We start from the raw sequence: 20,014 nt of genomic DNA on the forward strand, positions 1-20,014 counted from the left end.
CGCCCAACTGCCATGATCAATTTGCTCGATTTCGATCTCGATGGCCTGGTCGACTGGTTCGCCGAACGCGGTGAGAAAGCGTTTCGGGCGCGCCAGGTGATGCGCTGGGTACACCGCGAAGGCTGTGACGATTTCGAGCGCATGACCGATGTGGCCAAAAGCCTGCGCGCCAGTTTGGCCACAAACGCCTGCATTCGCGCGCCGCGCCCGCTGCGCGACACGGTGTCGGCCGACGGCACCCGCAAGTGGCTGCTCGACGTCGGCAACGGCAACGCGGTGGAAACCGTGTTCATCCCTGAGACCAGTCGCGGCACCTTGTGCGTGTCTTCGCAGGCCGGCTGCGCACTGGACTGCGCCTTTTGCTCCACCGGCAAGCAGGGTTTCAACCGTAATCTGACAGCGGGCGAGATCATCGGCCAGTTGTGGCTGGCCAACAAGCTGTTGGGCGCGGCCCGCGATGCTGCGCCCGACCTCGAGGCTGGCGAACGCGATAACGGCCGCATCATCAGCAATGTGGTGATGATGGGCATGGGCGAGCCGCTGGCCAACTTCGACAACGTGGTCACCGCGCTACGCCTGATGCTCGACGATCATGCCTACGGCCTGTCGCGCCGGCGGGTGACCGTGTCGACCTCGGGCATCGTGCCGGCGATCGACCGCTTGCGTGAGGAGTGTCCGGTGGCTTTGGCGGTGTCGCTGCATGCATCGAACGACGACTTGCGCGACCGTCTGGTGCCGATCAACCGCAAATATCCGCTGGCCGAGCTGATGGCAGCCTGCCAGCGCTATCTGGTGCGCGCGCCGCGCGACTTTGTGACCTTCGAGTATGTGATGCTCGATGGCGTCAACGACCAGGACGCGCATGCCCGCGAGCTGGTTGCGCTGGTACGCGATGTGCCGTGCAAGTTCAACCTGATTCCGTTCAACCCCTTCCCGCATTCCGGCTTCCGTCGCTCGCCGGCCGAGCGCATCCGCCGTTTTGCCGGTATCCTGATTGACGCCGGCATTGTCACCACCACCCGCAAGACCCGCGGCGACGATGTGGATGCGGCCTGCGGCCAGCTCGCGGGCCAAGTGCAGGACAAGACCCGGCGCAGCGTTCGATTCGTGCAATCGATGGAGGTCCGCCCATGACGCGTTTTGCCGCCCCGCTTCTTTCCGCCCTGTTGAGTCTGCTGCTTGGAGCCTGCGCCACTGCGCCCGTTGGCGTAGCGCAGGACGCGGCGGCCGCACGCCCTTATGCCGACCGTGCCCCGGCCAGTCCGGCAGAAGCGAGCGCCAAAGTGCATGTCGATCTGGGTACGGCCTATCTGCAGGTCGGCCGTTACGATGTTGCCCTCGATGAAGCGGCCATTGCGCTGGAGGACAGTCCGTCCTACGCGCCAGCTTTTCATCTGCGTGCGCTGGTCTACATGATGGTGGGCGATGAGGCCAAAGCGGAGGAAAATTTCCGGCGAGCGCTTGCCCAGGCGCCGGGCGAACCGGAGTTCAACAATAGTTTTGGTTGGTTTTTATGCATCCAAGGGCGCGAGACCGAAGGCTTGGAGCGTTTGGCGCTGGCTGCCCGCAATCCTTACTACCGCACCCCCGCCTATCCGCTATCCAACGCCGGGCTGTGTTACCTGCGCTTGGGTGACACCGCCGCCGCGGTAACGCATTTTCAGCGCGCGGTGGAGGCAGACCCTGGCAACGCGGTGGCGCTGTTCAATCTGGCCGATATCGCCTACCGTCAGGGTGACTTCGTTACCGCCCGCACCCATCTGATCCGCCTGCATCAGCAAAGCGAGCCGACGGCCGAGTCGGCGTGGCTGGGGCTGCGTACCGAGCGCCGCTTGGGCAACACGGAAGCCGAGGCGAGTTATGCGGCGCAGTTGCGCAGCCGCTTTGCCAGCTCCCCGCAGTACCAGTTGATGCTGCAAGGAAAGTACGAGTGAGCGAGACGATCGATCCCCGCGGCCAAAGCGTACCGCAGGATGCAGCCGAGGTCGGCAGGCTGTTGAGCGCCGGCCGCCAAGCGCGCGGTTTGACGATCGCCAACGTGGCACAGATGCTCAAGCTGGGCGTCCGCCAAATCGAGGCCATGGAGAGCGGGCGCTTCGATCTGTTGCCCGGAGCGGCCTTTGCACGCGGCTTTGTGCGTAACTATGCGCGCTTGCTTGGTATCGATGCCGATCCGCTGGTAGCGGTGGTCGATGCCGGCGTGACCGCGCAGGTCGATTTGGCGCCGGTATCGAATGCCGAGGGGGTCATGCCGGCCAGCGGCGCGCAGCGCCTGTCATCGACGCCGGTGGCCTTGGTGGCTTTTGGTTTGTTGCTGGTGGTGCTGGTCGGCTGGTACTTTGACTGGTTTCGCACTCCGGATGCGCCGCCGGATACCGTTGCCCAGCCGGCTGTGGTCGAGACCGCACCGCCAACCGCAGTCGCCCAAGAGCAGCCGTCCGAGACGCAGCCTGCGCCGGCGCTCGATGCTGCGGGCACGCCTGCGGCCAAACCGCCAGCCACTTTGCCCGAGGTCGTTACCAATCCCGCCGCTGAGCGCCCGGCTTCGCCGGCGCCGCAGTCTCCCGCACCCGCTGGCGCGAATCCGGGCGGCGAGGCAGCCTCCTCCGCAGACGGGCTGCATACGGTCGAGCTGACTTTTGCCGGCGAATCGTGGTACGAAATCCGTGACGCGGACGGCAAAATCGTTGCCACCGGCATCGGCCGTGCCGATCAGGTGCGCAGTGCGCGCGGTAGTGCGCCCTTGGCATTGGTGATCGGTAATGCAGCCATGGTGCGTTTGACTCATAACGGCCAGGCGGTCGATCTCGCCCCGCACACCCGGGTCAGTGTGGCCAGGCTGACTTTGCAGTGAGAATTCCGGGATGAAAAACGTCTCAGCGCTAACTTTTGGCCCGCAGCCGCGTCGGCGAACCCGGCTGGTGCGTGTCGGCCGTGTTGCAGTGGGCGCCGATGCACCGGTGGTGGTGCAGTCGATGACCAATACCGATACCGCCGATGTGCTGGGCACAGCGATGCAGATTGCCGAACTGGCGCGCGCCGGTTCGGAGATCGTGCGCATCACGGTCAATAACGAAGAGGCCGCGCGCGCGGTGCCACATATCCGCGACCGCCTGCTGGCGCTCAATGTCGACGTGCCGCTGGTGGGCGACTTCCACTACAACGGTCATAAATTATTGACCGACTTTCCCGCCTGCGCCGAGGCGCTGGCCAAGTTCCGCATCAACCCCGGCAACGTCGGCACCGGCGCCAAGCGCGACCCGCAGTTTGCCGCCATCGTCGAATTGGCCTGCCGTTACGACAAGCCGGTACGCATCGGGGTCAATTGGGGCAGCCTGGACCAGTCGGTCCTGGCGCGCATCATGGATGCCAACGCCAAACTGGCCGAACCGCGCGACGCCAGCGCGGTGATGCGCGAGGCGCTGGTGGTCTCGGCCCTCGAATCGGCCGCCAAGGCCGAAGAATACGGCCTGCCGGGCGACCGCATCATTCTGTCGGCCAAGGTTTCCAGCGTACAGGATCTGATCGCGGTTTATCGTGAGCTGGCCCGTCGCTGCGATTATCCGCTGCATCTGGGGCTCACCGAGGCGGGCATGGGCTCCAAGGGCATCGTCGCTTCCACTGCGGCGCTGGCGGTGCTGCTGCAAGAGGGCATCGGCGACACCATTCGTATTTCGCTCACCCCGGAACCGGGCGGTAATCGCTGTCAAGAGGTGATCGTTGCGCAAGAAATCCTGCAGACCATGGGCCTGCGCGCGTTCACACCCATGGTTACTGCCTGCCCTGGCTGCGGGCGCACTACCAGCACCTTTTTCCAGGAACTGGCCGACGGCATCCAGCGCTATGTGCGTGAGCAGATGCCCGCGTGGCGCGAACAATACGATGGGGTGGAAAACATGACCCTGGCGGTGATGGGCTGTGTGGTCAACGGGCCGGGCGAGAGCAAGCACGCCAACATCGGCATTTCGCTGCCCGGCACCGGGGAGACGCCGGCTGCGCCGGTGTTCGTAGACGGCGTCAAAACCGTCACCCTGCGCGGCGACAACATCGCCGCTGAATTCAAGGCCATCGTCGATGACTACGTGGCCACCCGATACAAACGCAAAGCGGGCTGAACTCCTCAACAATCAACGCGCTATGAGCAAAACGCTGCAGGCCGTGCGCGGGATGAACGACATCCTGCCCGATGAGGCTGAAATTTGGGAACACTTCGAGGATTTGGTGCGAGACTGGCTGAAAAGCTATGGCTATCGTCCGATTCGTATGCCCATCGTCGAACCGACCCCGCTCTTTAAGCGGGCTATCGGCGAGGTGACCGACATCGTCGAAAAGGAGATGTATTCCTTCGAAGATGCGCTCAACGGCGAGCATTTGACGCTGCGCCCGGAAGGTACCGCGTCGTGCGTGCGCGCGGCCATCGAGCACAACCTGATCGCCAGCAGCGGGCCGCAGCGTCTGTACTATCACGGCCCGATGTTCCGCCATGAACGCCCGCAAAAGGGGCGCTACCGGCAGTTCCATCAGATCGGCGTCGAAGCGCTGGGATTTTCCGGGCCGGATATCGATGCCGAGCACCTCATCATGTGCGCGCGGCTGTGGGACGATCTCGGACTCGAGGATGTCAGCCTGGAGATCAATTCGCTCGGTTCGGCCGAGGAACGCGCGCAGCATCGCGCCGCGCTGATCGCCTATCTGGAGCGACATCAGGCGCGTCTGGACGAAGATGGCCGGCGCAGGTTATACACCAACCCCTTGCGCATCCTCGACACCAAAAACCCGGATCTCCAGGACCTGGTCGAAGCCGCCCCGCGCCTGGCCGACTATCTGGGTGAGGCGTCGCGCGCGCATTTCGAGGCGGTGCTCGATCTGCTCAAGGATGCCGGCATTCCGTTTCGCATCAACCATCGTCTGGTGCGCGGGCTGGACTATTACAACCGCACGGTGTTCGAGTGGGTGACCACCCGGCTGGGCGCGCAGGGTACGGTCTGCGCCGGCGGGCGTTACGATGGCCTGGTGGCGCAGCTCGGTGGCAAACCTGCGCCGGCTGCCGGTTTTGCCATGGGCGTGGAGCGACTCCTTGCACTGTGGCGCGAATCCGTCGGCGGCATCGCCCGCATGACGCCGGACGTCTATGTCGTACACGTCGGAGATGCGGCTCGTCGGCTGGCTTTCCGTGCTGCCGAGGCATTGCGCACCCACGGCTTTGCGGTCGTGTTGCACTGTGGTGAGGGCAGTTTCAAGTCGCAAATGAAAAAAGCCGACGCCAGCGGTGCGGCCGTGGCGCTGGTGATCGGTGAGGACGAGGCGGCCGCCGGCGAAGTCGGCCTCAAGCCGTTGCGCGGCCCGGGCGGCCAGCAGCGCATTGCGCTCCAGTCTTTGCCCGAAACGGTGGCCGGGCTTCTGTATGCAGATCAAGGGGACAACGATGGCAGTGTATGACCTGGAAGAGCAGGAACAAATTTCCCAGCTCAAAGCGTGGTGGGCTCAGTACGGCAAGTGGGTCACCGCAGTGGCCGTGGCGGCCGCGGTGGCTTCAGTAGGCTGGCAAGGTTGGCAGTGGTACCAGGGCAATCAGGCTGCTGAAGCCGGCGCGCTCTATCACGGTGTGGAGCAGGCCGCCCGTACCGGCGACAGTCAAAAGGCGCGTGAGCTGACCGGCCAGTTGATCGGCAGTTACGCTGGCACGGCCTATGCCCAGATGGCTGCATTGTTGTCGGCGAGGGTGCAGTTCGACCGCGGCGATCTGGACAACGCCCGCGCCCATCTGGCCTGGGCCAGCACCGAAGGGCGCGATCCGGCTTTGCGCGACATTGCCCGCCTGCGCCTGGCCGCGGTGCTGTTACAGGCGGGGAAAATGGACGAAGCTCTCGACACGCTGACGGCAGCGCCGGCTGATCCGCTGCAGGCCCGTTTCGCGGATTTGCGCGGTGACATTCTGGCTGCCCAGGGCAAGTTTGGCGAGGCACGCAGCGCTTATCAGGCCGCGCTGGATGCGATCGGCGAAGGCGCAGAAGGGGCGGCAACTTTGCGCGAAGTCGTGCGCGTCAAACTCGAAGCGCTGGAGGGCTGATGGCGATGCGTCTTGTCAATTTTCGAGCTTGCCTGCTGAGTGCCGCGCTGGCAGTGAGTCTGACCGGCTGCGCTGCGCTCAACCCCTTTGCCAGTTCGGAACCAAAGCCCGCGGCGCTGGTCGATTTCCGTCCGAGCGCTGAATTGCAAACCGTATGGTCGGCAAGAATCGGCCAAGCCGGCCCTTATGTCTTTCAGCCCGAAGTGGTCGGCGACAGTGTCTATGCCGCGGCGCAGGACGGCACGGTGGCGCGTTATCGTGACGGTCGGCCGGTGTGGTCGGTCAAAGTGGGCGTGCCGCTGTCCGCCGGTGTTGGCAGCGATGGCCGATTGGTGGTGGTGGTCAGCGCCGCCGGTGAGGCGATCGCGTTGGATGCGAAAGATGGCTCGACGCGCTGGCGGGTGCCGGCCGGCGCCGAGGTGCTGGCACAACCGGCGGTGTCGGAAGAGCTCGTCGTGCTGCGTAGTTCCGACCATCGCTTGATTGCGCTGGCAGCCGCCGACGGCGCGCGCCGCTGGACCTACCAGCGCAACACGCCGCCGCTGGCGCTACGCAGTTTTGCCGGCCTGGTGCTCGACAGCGGCGTGGCCCTGGCCGGATTTCCGGGGGGTAAGCTGGTGGCGGTGAGTGCCAAAAACGGCGGCGAGCTATGGGAGCTGACCGTGGCCAATCCCCGCGGGGCGACCGAACTCGAACGTGTGGCCGATGTCGCCGGTACTCCGGTGCTCGGTCGCCGGGAGATTTGCGCGGTGACCTACCAGGGGCGCGCTGGCTGCTTTGACATGACCAACGGCAATGCGTTGTGGTCGCGGGAGTTTTCCAGCAGCGTCGGCATGGATCGGGATGCGCGCTTTGTCTTTCTCACCGATGCGGCCGATGCGGTGCATGCGCTCGATGCATTCAATGGCGCCAGCGTGTGGAAGCAGGATGCCCTGGCCCGGCGCGCGGTGTCACGCCCGCTGGTGGTGGGCGACTTTGTCGCCGTAGGCGATGTGGAAGGCTATGTGCATCTGCTGCGCCGGGAGGATGGCCGCTTTGCTGCGCGTGCCCGGGCTGGCGGTGGCGCCGTGGCGGCCAACCTGCGCCGCCTGGGCGATGGTTTCGTAGTGCAGACCCGCGACGGCGATCTGCAAGTTTTCGATGTTCGTCGATGAGTTGAGGTGAGCGTGACGCCCACCCTTGTTCTGGTCGGCCGCCCCAATGTGGGCAAGTCGACCTTGTTCAACCGCCTGACCAAGACGCGCGACGCGCTGGTGGCCGATCTGCCGGGTTTGACGCGCGACCGCCATTACGGCATCGGCCGGGTGGGCGGACGCAAATATTTAGTGGTTGATACCGCCGGTTTCGACCCGGTCGCCAAAGACGGCATCATGCACGAGATGGCGCGTCAGGCCGAACAGGCGATTGCCGAAGCCGACGTGCTGTTGTTCCTGGTCGATGGACGCAGTGGTTGCACCCCGCACGATGAGCAGATCGCCGCCCGTCTGCGTCGGGCCGGCCGTCCGGTGCTGCTGGTGGTCAACAAAGCCGAAGGCATGGACCGCGCCATGGTGACGGCGGATTTTCATGCGCTCGGCCTAGGTGAGCCGCTGCCGGTCTCCGCGGCCCATGGGGACGGCGTGCGGCAACTGGTCGATTTGGCGCTGGCGCCTTTTCCGGCCGACGACGCGCCCGCTGCCGAGGACGAGGCGGGGCCGCGCGTGGCCATCGTCGGCCGCCCCAATGTGGGTAAGTCCACTCTGGTCAACGCTTTGTTGGGCGAAGAACGGGTTATTGCTTTCGACCTGCCTGGCACTACCCGCGATGCCATCGCCATTCCCTTCGAGCGCAATGGCAAACGTTACACACTGATCGATACCGCCGGCCTGCGGCGGCGCGGCAAGGTGTTCGAAGCGGTGGAAAAATTCTCGGTGATCAAGACCTTGCAGGCCATCGAGCAGTCCAACGTGGTGGTGCTGGTGCTCGATGCCGCGCAGGATATCTCCGAGCAGGACGCCCATATCGCCGGTTCTGTCCTGGATGCGGGGCGAGCGCTGGTGGTGGCGGTCAATAAGTGGGACGACATCGATGGCTACCGGCGCGAGCGCATCAAGGTCGATGTGGCACGCAAACTGAATTTTCTTAGCTTTGCGCGCTTTCATTACATTTCCGCGCTGCAGTCCAGCGGCATCGGCGCATTGCTCAAATCGGTCGATGCCGCTTATGCTGCTGCCATGGTCAAACTCTCCACGCCGCGCCTGACCCGCGCACTCCAGGCCGCCCTGGCCAAGCAGGCGCCGCCGCGCCATGGCGTGTTCCGTCCCAAACTGCGCTACGCTCACCAAGGCGGCAGCAATCCGCCAGTGGTGGTCATCCACGGCAGTGCGCTCGAACATGTTCCGGCCTCCTATGTCCGTTATCTGGAACACAGCTTCATCGAAACCTTCAAGCTCCAAGGTACGCCCTTGCGGATACAGTTCCGCACCGCGCACAATCCGTATGCGGATAAAGCCTGATTTTCCACACCGGGATTTCCCTGTAAGGTCCATGTGGCGGCGCAGCAAGAAATCCTTTACCTTTCGATAAACATAAATCCCGAGGTCCAAGCATGAGCAACAAAGGGCAACTTCTACAAGACCCGTTCCTGAACACCCTGCGCCGGGAACATGTGCCGGTCTCCATCTATCTGGTCAACGGCATCAAATTGCAGGGCCAGATCGAATCTTTCGACCAGTACGTGGTGCTGCTCAAAAACACCGTGACCCAAATGGTTTATAAGCACGCCATCTCCACCGTGGTGCCGGCGCGTCCGGTGTCCATCCAGCAGCAAGATAGCGGCGAGGGCGGCAACTGAGCGCCAGCTTTGCCAAAACGCCTTATCGACGGCCAGGCGCGGTGAGCGTGTATGTTTGAACGTCCCGCCTCGGGTGAGCGGGCGGTTGTCGTTCAGCTCGATCTCGGACAAGGGGCCATCGAGGAGCGCCTGTCGGAGCTGCAGTTGCTGGCAAGCAGCGCCGGCGCCTCGGTGGTGGCCGTGGTGCGCGGCCGGCGTTCGGCGCCCGACCCTGCGATGTTTGCCGGCCGCGGCAAGGTCGAGGAGTTGGGCGCGGCCCTGCGCGCGCACCAAGGCAATTTGGTGATCTTCAATCACGTTTTGTCGCCCGCCCAGCAGCGCAATCTGGAGCGCGCGCTGCAATGCCGGGTAATCGACCGCACCGCCTTGATTCTGGACATTTTTGCGCTGCGCGCACGTAGCCACGAAGGCAAGCTGCAGGTCGAGCTGGCGCAATTGCAGCACCTTGCGACCCGCCTGGTGCGAGGATGGACCCACCTGGAACGGCAAAAAGGCGGCATTGGCTTGCGCGGGCCCGGAGAAACCCAGTTGGAGACCGACCGTCGCCTGCTTGGCCAGCGGGTCAAGGCGCTCAAAGAGCGACTGGCCCAGCTTGGCCGCCAGCGCCAGACGCAGCGCCGCCAGCGCCAGCGGCGCGACGCCTTGTCGGTGTCCTTGGTGGGGTATACCAATGCCGGCAAGTCCACGCTGTTCAATGCGCTGACCAAGGCTGGCGCGTATGCGGCCGATCAATTGTTTGCAACGCTGGACACCACCTCACGCAAACTTTTCGTCGGCAGCGGGAACGTTGTACTGTCCGATACGGTCGGATTCATCCGTGATTTACCGCACGCACTGGTGGCGGCCTTCGAGGCCACGCTGGAGGAAACCGCCTCGGCCGATCTGCTGTTACACGTGGTCGATGCCGCCAGCGAAGATCGCGACGCCCAGATCGAGGCGGTCGACCAGGTGTTGCGGGAAATCGGCGCGGGCGATGTGCCGCAGATCCTGGTATGGAACAAGATCGATCTGACCCATGCCGCGGCGGCAGTCGAGCGGGACAGCTGTGGTAAGATCAGGCGCGTTTTTTTGAGCGCCCGCAGTGGAGAAGGGCTCGATTTGCTGCGGCAGGCGCTGGCTGAAGCGGCGCACTGCGCGGGCGCGGCAGCATCCGGCCAGGCGGCCTGGGCCGGGCCGGTCCCGGAGACCGAATTCTTAAACAAGTGATGACGGACATCTACATGTCACTGAACGATCCTCGCTGGGGCAACCAGGGCGATGACGACCGCGGCCAAGGCAACCGCGGCGGGAATCAGGGGCCACCAGATCTCGAAGACATCTGGCGCGACTTCAACCAAAAGCTCTCCGGTCTGCTGGGCGGCAAGCGCGGCGGCGGACGCCGGCCATCGGGCGATGGCGGAGGCGGCGGTCCGCAGATGCCCAACGTGTCGTTCCGTCAGTTCGGCGGCGGCGTCGGTGTGCTGTTCGGTCTGCTGGTGGTGGTCTGGCTGGCCAGCGGTTTTTACATCGTCAATGCCAACGAACGCGGCGCGGTGCTGCGCTTTGGCAAATTTGTGGAAACCACCGAGCCGGGCTTGCGCTGGCGTCTGCCCTATCCTTTCGAGTCGCATGAAATCGTCGATTTGACCGGTGTGCGCACGGTCGAGGTCGGTTATCGCGGCGCCGAGCGCAACCGGGTGCTGCGTGAGTCGTTGATGCTCACCGACGATGAAAACATCATCAACATCCAGTTTGCGGTGCAATACGTGCTCAAAAGTCCGGAAAACTATTTGTTCAACAACCGCTTTCCGGACGAGGCGGTCGGTCAGGCAGCGGAAACCGCGATGCGCGAGATCGTCGGTCGCAGCAAGATGGACTTTGTGCTCTACGAAGGGCGCGAGGACATCGCTGCGTCGGCGCAAGCGCTGATGCAGGCCATTTTGGACCGCTATGAAACCGGCATTCAGATCAGCCGCGTCACCATGCAAAACGCCCAGCCGCCGGAGCAGGTGCAGGCCGCCTTCGACGATGCGGTCAAGGCCGGTCAGGACCGCGAGCGCCAGAAAAACGAAGGCGAGGCTTACGCCAACAATGTGATCCCGCGTGCGCGCGGTACCGCAGATCGACTGCTGGAAGAGGCCCGGGCGTATCGTGACCGGGTGGTGGCCGCAGCCGAAGGTGAAGCCAGCCGCTTCGAACAGATCCTGGCCGAATATAGCCGTGCGCCGAACGTCACCCGTGAGCGTCTGTATCTGGAAACCATGCAGGAAGTATTGTCCAACACCAGCAAGGTGCTGATCGATGCCAAGGGTAACGGGAATCTGCTGTTCCTGCCGCTCGACAAGCTCATGCAGCAGGCCGGCGCGACAGATGGCAGCACCGCCGACGCCAAGGCGCCCGCCGAGACGCCTGCTGCCGCACCGGCCCCGAGCAGCCGTTTCGATGCCACCATGGATCCGCGCAGCCGCGACTTTGCACGCATGCGTGAACGGGGAGAACGCTGATGCGTGAAAAAATGCCTATCCTGGCCGGTGCGCTGCTGTTGGCCGCAGTGATTGCATCAATGACGCTTTTTACCGTCGATCAACGCCAGTACGCGATCGTTTTCCAGCTTGGCGAGGTCAAGCAGGTCATCCAGGAACCAGGTCTGAAGTTTAAATGGCCGTTGATTCAGAACGTGCGTTATTTCGACCGCCGCATTTTGACCATCGACACGCCGGAACCGGAGCGCTTCATTACCGCCGAAAAGAAAAACGTGCTGGTCGATCACTTTGTCAAATGGCGCATCATCGATCCGCAGTTGTACTACGTTTCGGTGGCCGGAGACGAGGCGCGTGCCCGTATCCGTCTGTTGCAGACGGTCAATGCCGGTTTGCGTGAGGAATTCGGCAAGCGCACGGTGCATGACGTGGTCTCGGGCGAGCGCGACCGCATCATGGATCAGATGCGCGAGCGCGCCGACCGCGATGCGCGCACCATCGGCGTGCAGATTCTGGATGTGCGTCTGAAGCGGGTCGATCTGCCGGTGGAAGTGTCCGATGCGGTCTATCGCCGGATGGAAGCGGAGCGTACCCGGGTGGCCAACGAATTGCGCTCCCAGGGCGCGGCCGAAGCCGAGCGCATCCGCGCCGATGCCGACCGCCAGCGTGAAGTCATTGTTGCCGAAGCCTACCGCGACGCGCAGCGTATCAAGGGTGAAGGCGATGCGCAGGCTACGGCGATCTATGCTCAAGCCTTCGGTAAAAACCCGGATTTCTATGCCTTCTGGCGCAGCCTCGAAGCCTACCGGGCCAGTTTCGCCGATAAGAGCGACGTGATGGTGGTCGAGCCGACGTCGGATTTCTTCAAGTTCATGAAGAATTCGGACGGCCAGCGCAAGAACTGAGCGGATGGCCGATTCCCTGCTGATCGCCTTCGCACTGATGTTGGTGCTCGAAGGCATCCTTCCATTCCTCGCGCCAGCGGCCTGGCGCGAAACCTTTTTGCGCCTTGCTCGCCTACGCGACGGTCAGATCCGCTTCATGGGTCTGGCCTCGATGCTGGTGGGCCTGGTGCTGCTGACTTTATTCCATTGAACGCTGCCATGCGCTGGGTACTGCCCGATTACATTCAGGATGTCTTGCCACGCGAGGCTGAAAAGCTCGAAGCCTTGCGTCGGCGTCTGCTCGACGCCTTTCGTGCGCACGGCTACCAGTTGGTTGCGCCGCCGCTGCTCGAATATCTCGACTCCTTGACGACCGGCGCCGGCCAGGATCTCAAGCTGCGCACCTTTACCTTGGTCGATCAGCTCAGCGGTCGCACCATGGGGCTGCGCGCCGACACGACACCGCAAGTGGCGCGAATCGACGCGCATTTGCTCAATCGCAGGGGGGTGACACGCTTGTGTTACTGCGGCAGCGTGCTGCACACCCTGCCGTCGGCGCTGACCGCCACCCGCGAACCGCTGCAGCTTGGCGCAGAACTTTACGGCCATGCCGGCCTCGAGGCCGATATCGAGATCATTCGCCTGCTGGCCGAAACCTTGCGGCTCGCCGAGCTGCCGGCCAGCCGCATCGATATTGGCCACGTGGGGCTGTTCCATGCGCTGGCCGCGCGCGCCGGTATGGTGCCCGAGCGCGAAGAGGAGCTTTTTGCTTTGCTGCAGGCCAAGGATGTTCCCACCTTGCGCCAATGCCTGGGCGGGGTGGCCGAACCATTGCGCGGCGCCTTGTTGGCGCTCACCGAGCTATACGGCGATGCCGAGGTGCTCGACGAGGCGGCGCGCCGCCTGCCGGATTATCCCGAGGTGCACGCAGCGCTCGATGAGCTGCGAACCTTGGCGGGCGTACTGAGCGAGCTGCCGCTCAGTTTCGATTTGGGCGATCTGCGCGGCTATCACTATCACAGCGGTGTGGTGTTTGCGGCCTACGGCGAAGGTTCGCCCGCTGCGTTGGCTCTGGGTGGGCGTTATGACCATGTCGGCCAGGCCTATGGCCGCGCACGCCCGGCCACCGGGTTCAGCCTGGATCTGCGCGAGTTGGCCATGCGTCTGCCCGATCGGGGCGATGTGGGGGCGATTCTGGCGCCGGCCGATGAGGATGCCGCGCTGGCGGCCACGGTTGCGGCCTTGCGTGCGGCAGGCGAAATCGTCATGACCGCGCTACCGGGCCATCGGGGGACATGGAAGGAGGCCGGTTGCGACCGGCAACTGGTCAAGCGCGACGGCCACTGGGTGGTCGAGGCGCTTCAGGGAGAGTAAACAGACATGGCAAAGAACGTAGTGGTGGTGGGCACCCAGTGGGGTGACGAAGGCAAAGGCAAAATCGTCGACTGGCTCACCGATCATGCCAAAGGCGTGGTGCGCTTTCAGGGCGGACACAATGCCGGTCATACGCTGGTGATCGGCCAGAACGAATACAAACTCAATCTGGTCCCTTCAGGCATTGTGCGTGAAGGCGTGGCGTGCTTCATTGGCAACGGTGTGGTGCTGGACGCCCAGCATCTGCTGGAGGAAATCCGCAAACTGGAAGCCGGCGGTATCCAGGTGCGCAATCGCCTGCGGATCAGTCCGGGCTGCCCGCTGATTCTCGGCTATCACGTGGCGCTCGACCATGCGCGCGAAGCGGCCCGCGCCGCCGGCAACAAAATCGGCACCACCGGAAAGGGCATTGGTCCGACTTACGAAGACAAGGTGGCGCGCCGTGCGCTGCGGGTGTATGACCTATTCGACCGTGAGCGCTTTGCCGAGAAGCTCAAGGCCAATCTCGAATACCATAACTTCGTGCTCACCCAGCACCTGGGGGCGGCGCCGGTCGAGTTCGACAAGGTGTTCGCCCAGGCCATGGCCGATGCCGACGAGCTCCGTCCCATGGTTGCGGACGTTTCCGCCGAGTTGTACGCGATCAACAAGTCCGGCGGCTCGCTGTTGTTCGAAGGCGCCCAAGGCACGCTGCTGGACATCGATCACGGCACTTATCCCTTCGTGACCTCCAGCAACTGCGTGGCCGGCCAGGCGGCAGCCGGCTCGGGGGTCGGTCCTGGGCGGCTGCATTATGTGCTGGGTATCACCAAGGCCTACTGTACCCGTGTAGGCGGCGGTCCGTTCCCCACCGAACTGGACATCGAGACCCCGGGCACGCCGGGCGAGCAGATGTCTACCAAGGGCCGTGAGTTCGGCACGGTCACCGGCCGCAAGCGGCGTTGCGGTTGGCTGGATTTGGCTGCGCTGAAGCGTTCGATCATCATCAACGGCGTGACCGGGCTGTGTATTACCAAGCTCGATGTGCTCGATGGCCTGACCGAACTCAAATTGTGCACCGGTTACATGCTCGACGGCGAGCGCATCGATCTGTTGCCGATGGGGGCGGAAGAGGTGGCGCGCTGTGTGCCGGTCTATGAAACCTTGCCGGGTTGGAGCGGGACCACTTTTGGCGCGCAAAGCTGGGATGCGCTGCCCCAGGCCGCGCGTGCTTATCTGCATCGCATCGAGGAAATCTGCGAGATTCCGATCGATGTCATCTCGACCGGCCCCGAGCGCGATGAGACCATCCTGCGGCGTCATCCGTTTGGCGCTTGAGCGAAAACCGGGTGAGGCCGGCGTCATGCTGGCCTCACGGGCCGCGGGTTCACGACAAAAAGGCCGACAACAGGTCGGCCTTTGCTTGAAACTGGTGCCCAGAAGAGGACTCGAACCTCCACGCCTCGCGGCACTAGTACCTGAAACTAGCGCGTCTACCAATTCCGCCATCTGGGCAAGGGGCGCGATTATAACCGTCTTAGGGGGCTTGTCAAAAGCGCCGCCCCGGGATGTGTGAAATGAACCGTCGAGATGACGAAAGACAAAAGAAAAGCCGGTACAAAGACCGGCCTTGTCTTGAAACTGGTGCCCAGAAGAGGACTCGAACCTCCACGCCTCGCGGCACTAGTACCTGAAACTAGCGCGTCTACCAATTCCGCCATCTGGGCAACAAGCCGCGCATTATAAGGATGAAAAAAAGAAAGTCAATGAATAAAGCAACCAAGCCCAAGAACAAAACCAAGCACAAAACGCCGGTCGCAAAAGGCTACAGGCTCTCCGCGGTGCGCCGCGCCGATCCGTTTTTTGAGCGCGAATCGGCCAGTTATGACGACCCGCTGCCCAGCCGCGAGTACATCGTGCACACGCTGGCCGAGCAGGGCGTGCCTTTGACCCTGGAGGCGCTGGCCGAGGCGCTGGACATCCAGCAACATGAATTCGAGTATTTTCATCGCCGGCTGCGCGCCATGGAGCACGACGGCCAGGTGATGCGCAACCGTCGTGGAGCTTATCTGCTACCGGACAAGGTCGATCTGATCAGGGGCAAGGTGCAGGGCCACCCGGACGGTTTTGGCTTTCTGGTGCGTGATGACGGTGGGCCGGATATTTTTCTGGGTCCGAAAGAAATGCGCGAGCTACTGCATGGGGACCGCGCCATCGTGCGTATCGTTGGCGTGGACCGTCGCGGGCGCCCCGAGGGCAAGCTGGTCGAAGTGCTCGAACGTGCCAACAGCCGGGTGGTGGGTCGGGTGCTCAATGAACACGGAGTGTTGATCGTGGTGCCGGAAAACCGCCGGCTGGCGCAGGATATTTTGATCGCGCCCGGTGGCAAGCGGCCGCAACCCGGACAAGTGGTCACCGTGGAGCTGATCGAACAGCCCACCAAATTTACCCAGCCGATTGGCAAGGTGGTCGAGGTGCTGGGCAACTACGCCGACCCAGGCATGGAAATCGAAATCGCCTTGCGCAAGCACGATCTGCCTTTCGAGTTTTCTCCCGAGGCCAAGGCCGAGGCCCGCAAGCTGCCGCGCAAGGTACGCAAGAAAGACAAGCTCGGGCGCGAAGATATTACCCACTTGCCGTTGGTGACCATCGATGGTGAGACTGCCAAGGATTTCGACGACGCGGTCTACTGCGAGCGCCAGGGCAGAGGCTTTCGGCTGATCGTGGCCATTGCCGACGTCTCCCATTATGTTGCAGCCGGCAGCGCGCTGGATCGTGACGCGCTGCTGCGTGGCAATTCGGTGTATTTCCCGCGCCGGGTGATTCCGATGCTGCCGGAAAAGCTTTCCAATGGACTGTGTTCGCTCAATCCCGAAGTCGAACGCTTGTGCATGGTGGCCGATATGAGTATTTCCATGTCCGGGGCCATCAAAGCCTACCGCTTCTATCCGGCGGTCATGTATTCGCATGCACGGCTGACCTACACCCAGGTCGCCGCCGCGCTTTATGAAGGCGATGAGCGTGTGCGCGCCGAACTGGGCGCTTTGCTGCCGCACCTGGAAAATCTCGACAAACTTTTCCGTGTGCTGCTCAAGGCCCGTGCCAAACGCGGCGCCATCGACTTTGAAACCACGGAAACCCGGATGATCTTCGACGATCATGGCAAGATCGCGCAGATCGTCCCCGAGGTGCGCAACGATGCACATCGCCTGATCGAAGAATGCATGTTGGCAGCCAATGTGTGCGCATCGGATTTTCTACAAAAACATGAGCATCCGACGCTCTACCGTGTGCATGAAGGCCCTACGCCGGAAAAGCTGGAGAAGCTGCGCGGCTTTCTGGCTGAGTTCGGCCTGGATTTGCCCGGCGGCGATGAGCCGCAGGCGCGTGATTACGCGCGCCTGCTCGACAAAATCAAGGGGCGTCCGGATGCGCAATTGTTGCAGACGGTGATGCTGCGCTCGCTCCGCCAGGCCCTGTACAGCCCGGACAATGTCGGCCATTTCGGCCTGGCCTATGAGTCCTACACCCATTTCACTTCACCGATCCGCCGCTATCCCGACTTGTTGGTGCATCGCGCGATCAAGGCGGTTCTGGCCGGCGAGCGCTATCGCCCGGGAGACTGGGAGGCCATTGGCATGCAGTGTTCGGCCACCGAGCGGCGTGCCGACGAGGCCACCCGCGACGTGGTGGCCTGGCTCAAGTGCTACTACATGCAAGACCGTGTCGGTGAAGTGTTCTCCGGCTGCGTTTCCGCCGTGGTTCCCTTTGGTCTCTTCGTTGCGTTGGACGATATTTTCATCGAGGGCTTGGTGCACATTTCCGACCTCGGCAATGATTACTTCCATTTCGACGAGGCGCGCCATGAGCTGGTCGGCGAGCGCAGCAACATCCGCTATCGCCTCTCCGACCGGGTGCAGGTACAGGTGCTGCGGGTGGATTTGGCAAGCAACAAGATCGATTTTCGTTTGACCGCCGGTCCCGAGCGCGCTGCCCAGCGTGCCAGCGCGCCGGCGTCCAAACCAAGCAAGCGGGGCAGCAAACGTGACTAAACCCTCCAACCATGTGCCGCGCGAGCGGATGAATACGCCCCGTTCTGGCGAACACCGGGGCGACAGCAAGCTGATCTACGGTTTTCACGCGGTGCTCGCCCGTCTGCGCCGCGACCCGGAAGCGGTATTCGAACTCTATCTGTCGGCGCAACGCCACGACGCGCGTGCGCGCGATGCGGCCAAGCTGGCTGAAGCGGCAGGTGTGCGTCTGATCCAGATCGAATCCGACCGTCTGGACGGTATGGTCGGCACCCGCCGTCACCAAGGCGTGGTGGCGCGGGTGGATGCCCGCCGGCGCGAACTCAAGCTTACCGATGTGCTGGATAGCCTGGACGAGCAGGCGCTGATCCTGGTGCTCGATGGCGTGCAGGACCCGCACAATCTCGGTGCCTGCCTGCGGGTGGCCGATGCGGCCGGGGCGCATGCGGTGGTCGCGCCCAAGGACCGCGCGGTGGGTCTCAACGCCACCGCGGTCAAAGTGGCCAGTGGCGCGGCCGACACCGTGCCCTACATCACCGTTACCAACTTGGCGCGTGCGTTGCGCCAGATGCAGGAAGCGGGCATCTGGGTCATCGGTGCGGCCGGCGAGGCGGAAAAAAGTTTGTACCAAATCGACCAACGGGGTCCGATCGCCTGGGTACTGGGTGCCGAAGGCGACGGCCTGCGCCGCCTGACCCGGGAGAGCTGCGACGAGTTGGCCAAGATTCCGATGTTCGGCAGTGTCGAGAGCCTCAACGTCTCGGTGGCCAGCGGCATCTGTTTGTTCGAGGCGCGCCGCCAGCGCAGCGCCTGAACGTCAATCTCTGCGCACCAAGCTCAGCCCGGCCTCACCCGTAGCCGGACCGACAAGCTCTTTGCTGCGTTGCTGAGCACGGTATTTGCATGAGTGCCGGGCAGGCGGGCCGCTGGGGCTCGCCGCGAAGCAAGTGGCTTGGTAGCGGAGCGGGAGATGAAGTCTGCGGCTGACTTTTTGCTTGCAGCCAAACGCTGCGAGATCCTCGGTTTGGAGCAACTGGCTGCGACCGCGGAACTGCTCGACGACGTCTCCCGCCTGGTGCATATGCTGCAAAAGGAGCGCGGCGCTTCCAATGTTTATCTGGGCTCGGGCGGCAGCCGCTTTGCTGCTCAGCGGCTGCACATCATCGCCGCAGGGGTTGCGGCCGAAGCCGATGTGCGTCAGCGCCTCGATCGCCTGGATATGGATGCCACGCGCATGGCCGGAGGCGCCCGGTTGTTTTCCCGTATTGCCTGGGTGCTGCATGGGTTGGATGCGCTGCCCGCGTTGCGCGAGCGTGTTGCTGCGCAGCGCTTGAGCCCGGCGCAGGCCACCGCAGCCTACTCGGAACTGATTGCCGGTTTGCTCGCGGTGGTGTTCGAGGCCGCCGATACCGCCTGCGACCCAGCGGTGTCGCGGGTACTGGTGGCACTGTTCAACTTCATGCAAGGCAAAGAGTTGGCCGGGCAAGAGCGCGCCACCGGGGCTGCGGCCTTTGCTGCCGGCCGCGCAGACGCCGCCCGCCAGCAACGTCTGCTGCACTTGATCGAGGCGCAGGAGCGCTGTTTTCAGCTGTTTGCAGACTTTGCCGGCAGCGATGCGGTGGCGCTCTGGCGTGCCCAGCAACAGGCCGGCACGCTGGCCGAGCTCGAGCGCCTGCGCCGGGTGCTGTGCGCCACCCCCGCGGACGGCGCGTTGGAGGTCGAGCACAGCGATGTCTGGTTCGAATGCTGTACTGCGCGACTGGACGCCATGCGCGCGGTCGAAGACGCGCTGGCGGCCGATTTGCGTACGCTGTGCGCAGGCAAACTCGCGCAAGCGCGCGCCGAACTGCACGACCACACATCCTTGCTCGATGCGTTTGCCGCCGGGGCCCGGGGCGGGGCAGCCGTCACCGTGTTTTTTGAACGCGCACTGGCTGGTGCCGAGGGCGACCCGCAGATCGACGGCCGGCTACTGGCTGCGGACGGCCTGGGGCCGCAGCTCGGACGTTCGGTGTTGGACATGCTGCAAGCGCAGTCGCGCCGATTGCAGGCGATGAGCGATGAGCTGCACGCGGTGCGCAGCGCGCTCAACGAGCGCAAAGTGATCGAGCGCGCCAAGGGCCTGCTGATGGCGCATCGTGGGCTGAGCGAAGAACAGGCTTACAAGATGCTGCGCCAAACCGCGATGAACCAGGGTCGCCGGCTGGTGGAGGTGGCCGAAGCCACCTTGGCGCTGGCCGATCTGCTGCCCCCCAGGGCTTGAGCGATCCTGCGGGGAGGCCGGCGGCAGCCCTGACGGTTTGCACCGCAGGCGTGCGCATGTGACCAATGTTGCACTGCAATAGTGCGATAGAAGCTCCGTCCGGCGGGACCCAAAGGGCGGG

Annotated in this window: 18 protein-coding genes and 2 tRNA genes; 18 read left to right on the forward strand and 2 right to left on the reverse strand. The window is 63.6% G+C overall.

Annotated features, from left to right (window positions below; all coding sequences use genetic code 11):
- Window positions 1-12: 12 nt before the first annotated feature.
- The 15 genes from rlmN to DIE29_RS03560 all read left to right on the forward strand — a co-directional run bounded on the left by rlmN (window position 13) and on the right by DIE29_RS03560 (window position 14,937).
- Window positions 13-1,134 carry a dual-specificity RNA methyltransferase RlmN gene (rlmN, locus tag DIE29_RS03490; RefSeq protein ID WP_102040981.1) on the forward strand — a complete coding sequence of 374 codons (1,122 nt, stop codon included), beginning with the start codon at window positions 13-15 and terminating at the stop codon, window positions 1,132-1,134.
- Window positions 1,131-1,934 (forward strand): type IV pilus biogenesis/stability protein PilW, encoded by an 804-nt coding sequence (gene pilW / locus DIE29_RS03495; RefSeq protein ID WP_102040982.1) that lies wholly within the window; start codon window positions 1,131-1,133, stop codon window positions 1,932-1,934. Before rlmN ends, pilW begins: the two co-directional genes overlap by 4 nt.
- Window positions 1,931-2,854 (forward strand): RodZ domain-containing protein, encoded by a 924-nt coding sequence (locus tag DIE29_RS03500; protein ID WP_237269502.1) that lies wholly within the window; start codon window positions 1,931-1,933, stop codon window positions 2,852-2,854. The genes pilW and DIE29_RS03500 overlap by 4 nt, the downstream gene beginning before the upstream one ends.
- Window positions 2,855-2,864: 10 nt before the next feature.
- Window positions 2,865-4,115, forward strand: coding sequence for a flavodoxin-dependent (E)-4-hydroxy-3-methylbut-2-enyl-diphosphate synthase (gene ispG, locus DIE29_RS03505; RefSeq protein WP_114649235.1), 1,251 nt, complete (start codon window positions 2,865-2,867; stop codon window positions 4,113-4,115).
- Between the two features lie 22 nt (window positions 4,116-4,137).
- Complete coding sequence (gene hisS / locus DIE29_RS03510) at window positions 4,138-5,439, forward strand: histidine--tRNA ligase (protein WP_114649236.1); 1,302 nt, start codon at window positions 4,138-4,140, stop codon at window positions 5,437-5,439.
- Complete coding sequence (locus DIE29_RS03515; protein WP_114649237.1) at window positions 5,426-6,070, forward strand: YfgM family protein; 645 nt, start codon at window positions 5,426-5,428, stop codon at window positions 6,068-6,070. Before hisS ends, DIE29_RS03515 begins: the two co-directional genes overlap by 14 nt.
- 5 nt (window positions 6,071-6,075) lie before the next feature.
- Complete coding sequence (gene bamB, locus DIE29_RS03520; RefSeq protein WP_114650248.1) at window positions 6,076-7,224, forward strand: outer membrane protein assembly factor BamB; 1,149 nt, start codon at window positions 6,076-6,078, stop codon at window positions 7,222-7,224.
- 12 nt (window positions 7,225-7,236) lie between these two features.
- Complete coding sequence (der, locus tag DIE29_RS03525; protein ID WP_102043085.1) at window positions 7,237-8,565, forward strand: ribosome biogenesis GTPase Der; 1,329 nt, start codon at window positions 7,237-7,239, stop codon at window positions 8,563-8,565.
- Window positions 8,566-8,657: 92 nt separating this feature from the next.
- Window positions 8,658-8,903, forward strand: coding sequence for an RNA chaperone Hfq (gene hfq, locus DIE29_RS03530; protein ID WP_102040986.1), 246 nt, complete (start codon window positions 8,658-8,660; stop codon window positions 8,901-8,903).
- A gap of 51 nt (window positions 8,904-8,954) precedes the next feature.
- Window positions 8,955-10,109 carry a GTPase HflX gene (hflX, locus tag DIE29_RS03535; RefSeq protein ID WP_114649238.1) on the forward strand — a complete coding sequence of 385 codons (1,155 nt, stop codon included), beginning with the start codon at window positions 8,955-8,957 and terminating at the stop codon, window positions 10,107-10,109.
- A gap of 14 nt (window positions 10,110-10,123) precedes the next feature.
- Window positions 10,124-11,386 (forward strand): FtsH protease activity modulator HflK, encoded by a 1,263-nt coding sequence (gene hflK / locus DIE29_RS03540; protein ID WP_114650249.1) that lies wholly within the window; start codon window positions 10,124-10,126, stop codon window positions 11,384-11,386.
- On the forward strand, window positions 11,386-12,267 hold the full coding sequence (gene hflC, locus DIE29_RS03545) for a protease modulator HflC (RefSeq protein WP_114649239.1): 882 nt from the start codon (window positions 11,386-11,388) through the stop codon (window positions 12,265-12,267). Before hflK ends, hflC begins: the two co-directional genes overlap by 1 nt.
- 4 nt (window positions 12,268-12,271) lie before the next feature.
- A complete protein-coding gene (locus DIE29_RS03550; protein ID WP_114649240.1) occupies window positions 12,272-12,457 on the forward strand; it encodes a DUF2065 domain-containing protein in 186 nt (61 codons plus the stop codon).
- An 8-nt stretch (window positions 12,458-12,465) separates the two neighbouring features.
- Window positions 12,466-13,620, forward strand: a complete 1,155-nt coding sequence (locus DIE29_RS03555; RefSeq protein ID WP_114649241.1) for an ATP phosphoribosyltransferase regulatory subunit — start codon at window positions 12,466-12,468, stop codon at window positions 13,618-13,620.
- A 6-nt stretch (window positions 13,621-13,626) separates the two neighbouring features.
- Window positions 13,627-14,937, forward strand: a complete 1,311-nt coding sequence (locus tag DIE29_RS03560) for an adenylosuccinate synthase (protein ID WP_114649242.1) — start codon at window positions 13,627-13,629, stop codon at window positions 14,935-14,937.
- Between the two features lie 92 nt (window positions 14,938-15,029).
- On the opposite strand, the gene DIE29_RS03565 is transcribed toward DIE29_RS03560, so the two are convergent.
- Both DIE29_RS03565 and DIE29_RS03570 read right to left on the reverse strand, forming a co-directional pair.
- Window positions 15,030-15,114 (reverse strand) — tRNA-Leu (locus DIE29_RS03565).
- A gap of 127 nt (window positions 15,115-15,241) precedes the next feature.
- Window positions 15,242-15,326: transfer RNA gene (locus tag DIE29_RS03570), tRNA-Leu, on the reverse strand.
- Window positions 15,327-15,365: 39 nt separating this feature from the next.
- Between DIE29_RS03570 and rnr the strand changes: the two genes are divergently transcribed.
- The 3 genes from rnr (at window position 15,366) to DIE29_RS03585 (ending at window position 19,893) form a co-directional block, all read left to right on the forward strand.
- On the forward strand, window positions 15,366-17,651 hold the full coding sequence (rnr, locus tag DIE29_RS03575) for a ribonuclease R (RefSeq protein ID WP_114649243.1): 2,286 nt from the start codon (window positions 15,366-15,368) through the stop codon (window positions 17,649-17,651).
- Window positions 17,652-17,679: 28 nt separating this feature from the next.
- Window positions 17,680-18,444 carry a 23S rRNA (guanosine(2251)-2'-O)-methyltransferase RlmB gene (rlmB, locus tag DIE29_RS03580; RefSeq protein ID WP_114649244.1) on the forward strand — a complete coding sequence of 255 codons (765 nt, stop codon included), beginning with the start codon at window positions 17,680-17,682 and terminating at the stop codon, window positions 18,442-18,444.
- Window positions 18,445-18,600: 156 nt separating this feature from the next.
- A complete protein-coding gene (locus DIE29_RS03585) occupies window positions 18,601-19,893 on the forward strand; it encodes a nitrate regulatory protein (protein ID WP_114649245.1) in 1,293 nt (430 codons plus the stop codon).
- Window positions 19,894-20,014 lie beyond the last annotated feature (121 nt).

Source organism: Pseudothauera hydrothermalis (genome assembly GCF_003345255.1).
Lineage (GTDB): Bacteria > Pseudomonadota > Gammaproteobacteria > Burkholderiales > Rhodocyclaceae > Pseudothauera > Pseudothauera hydrothermalis.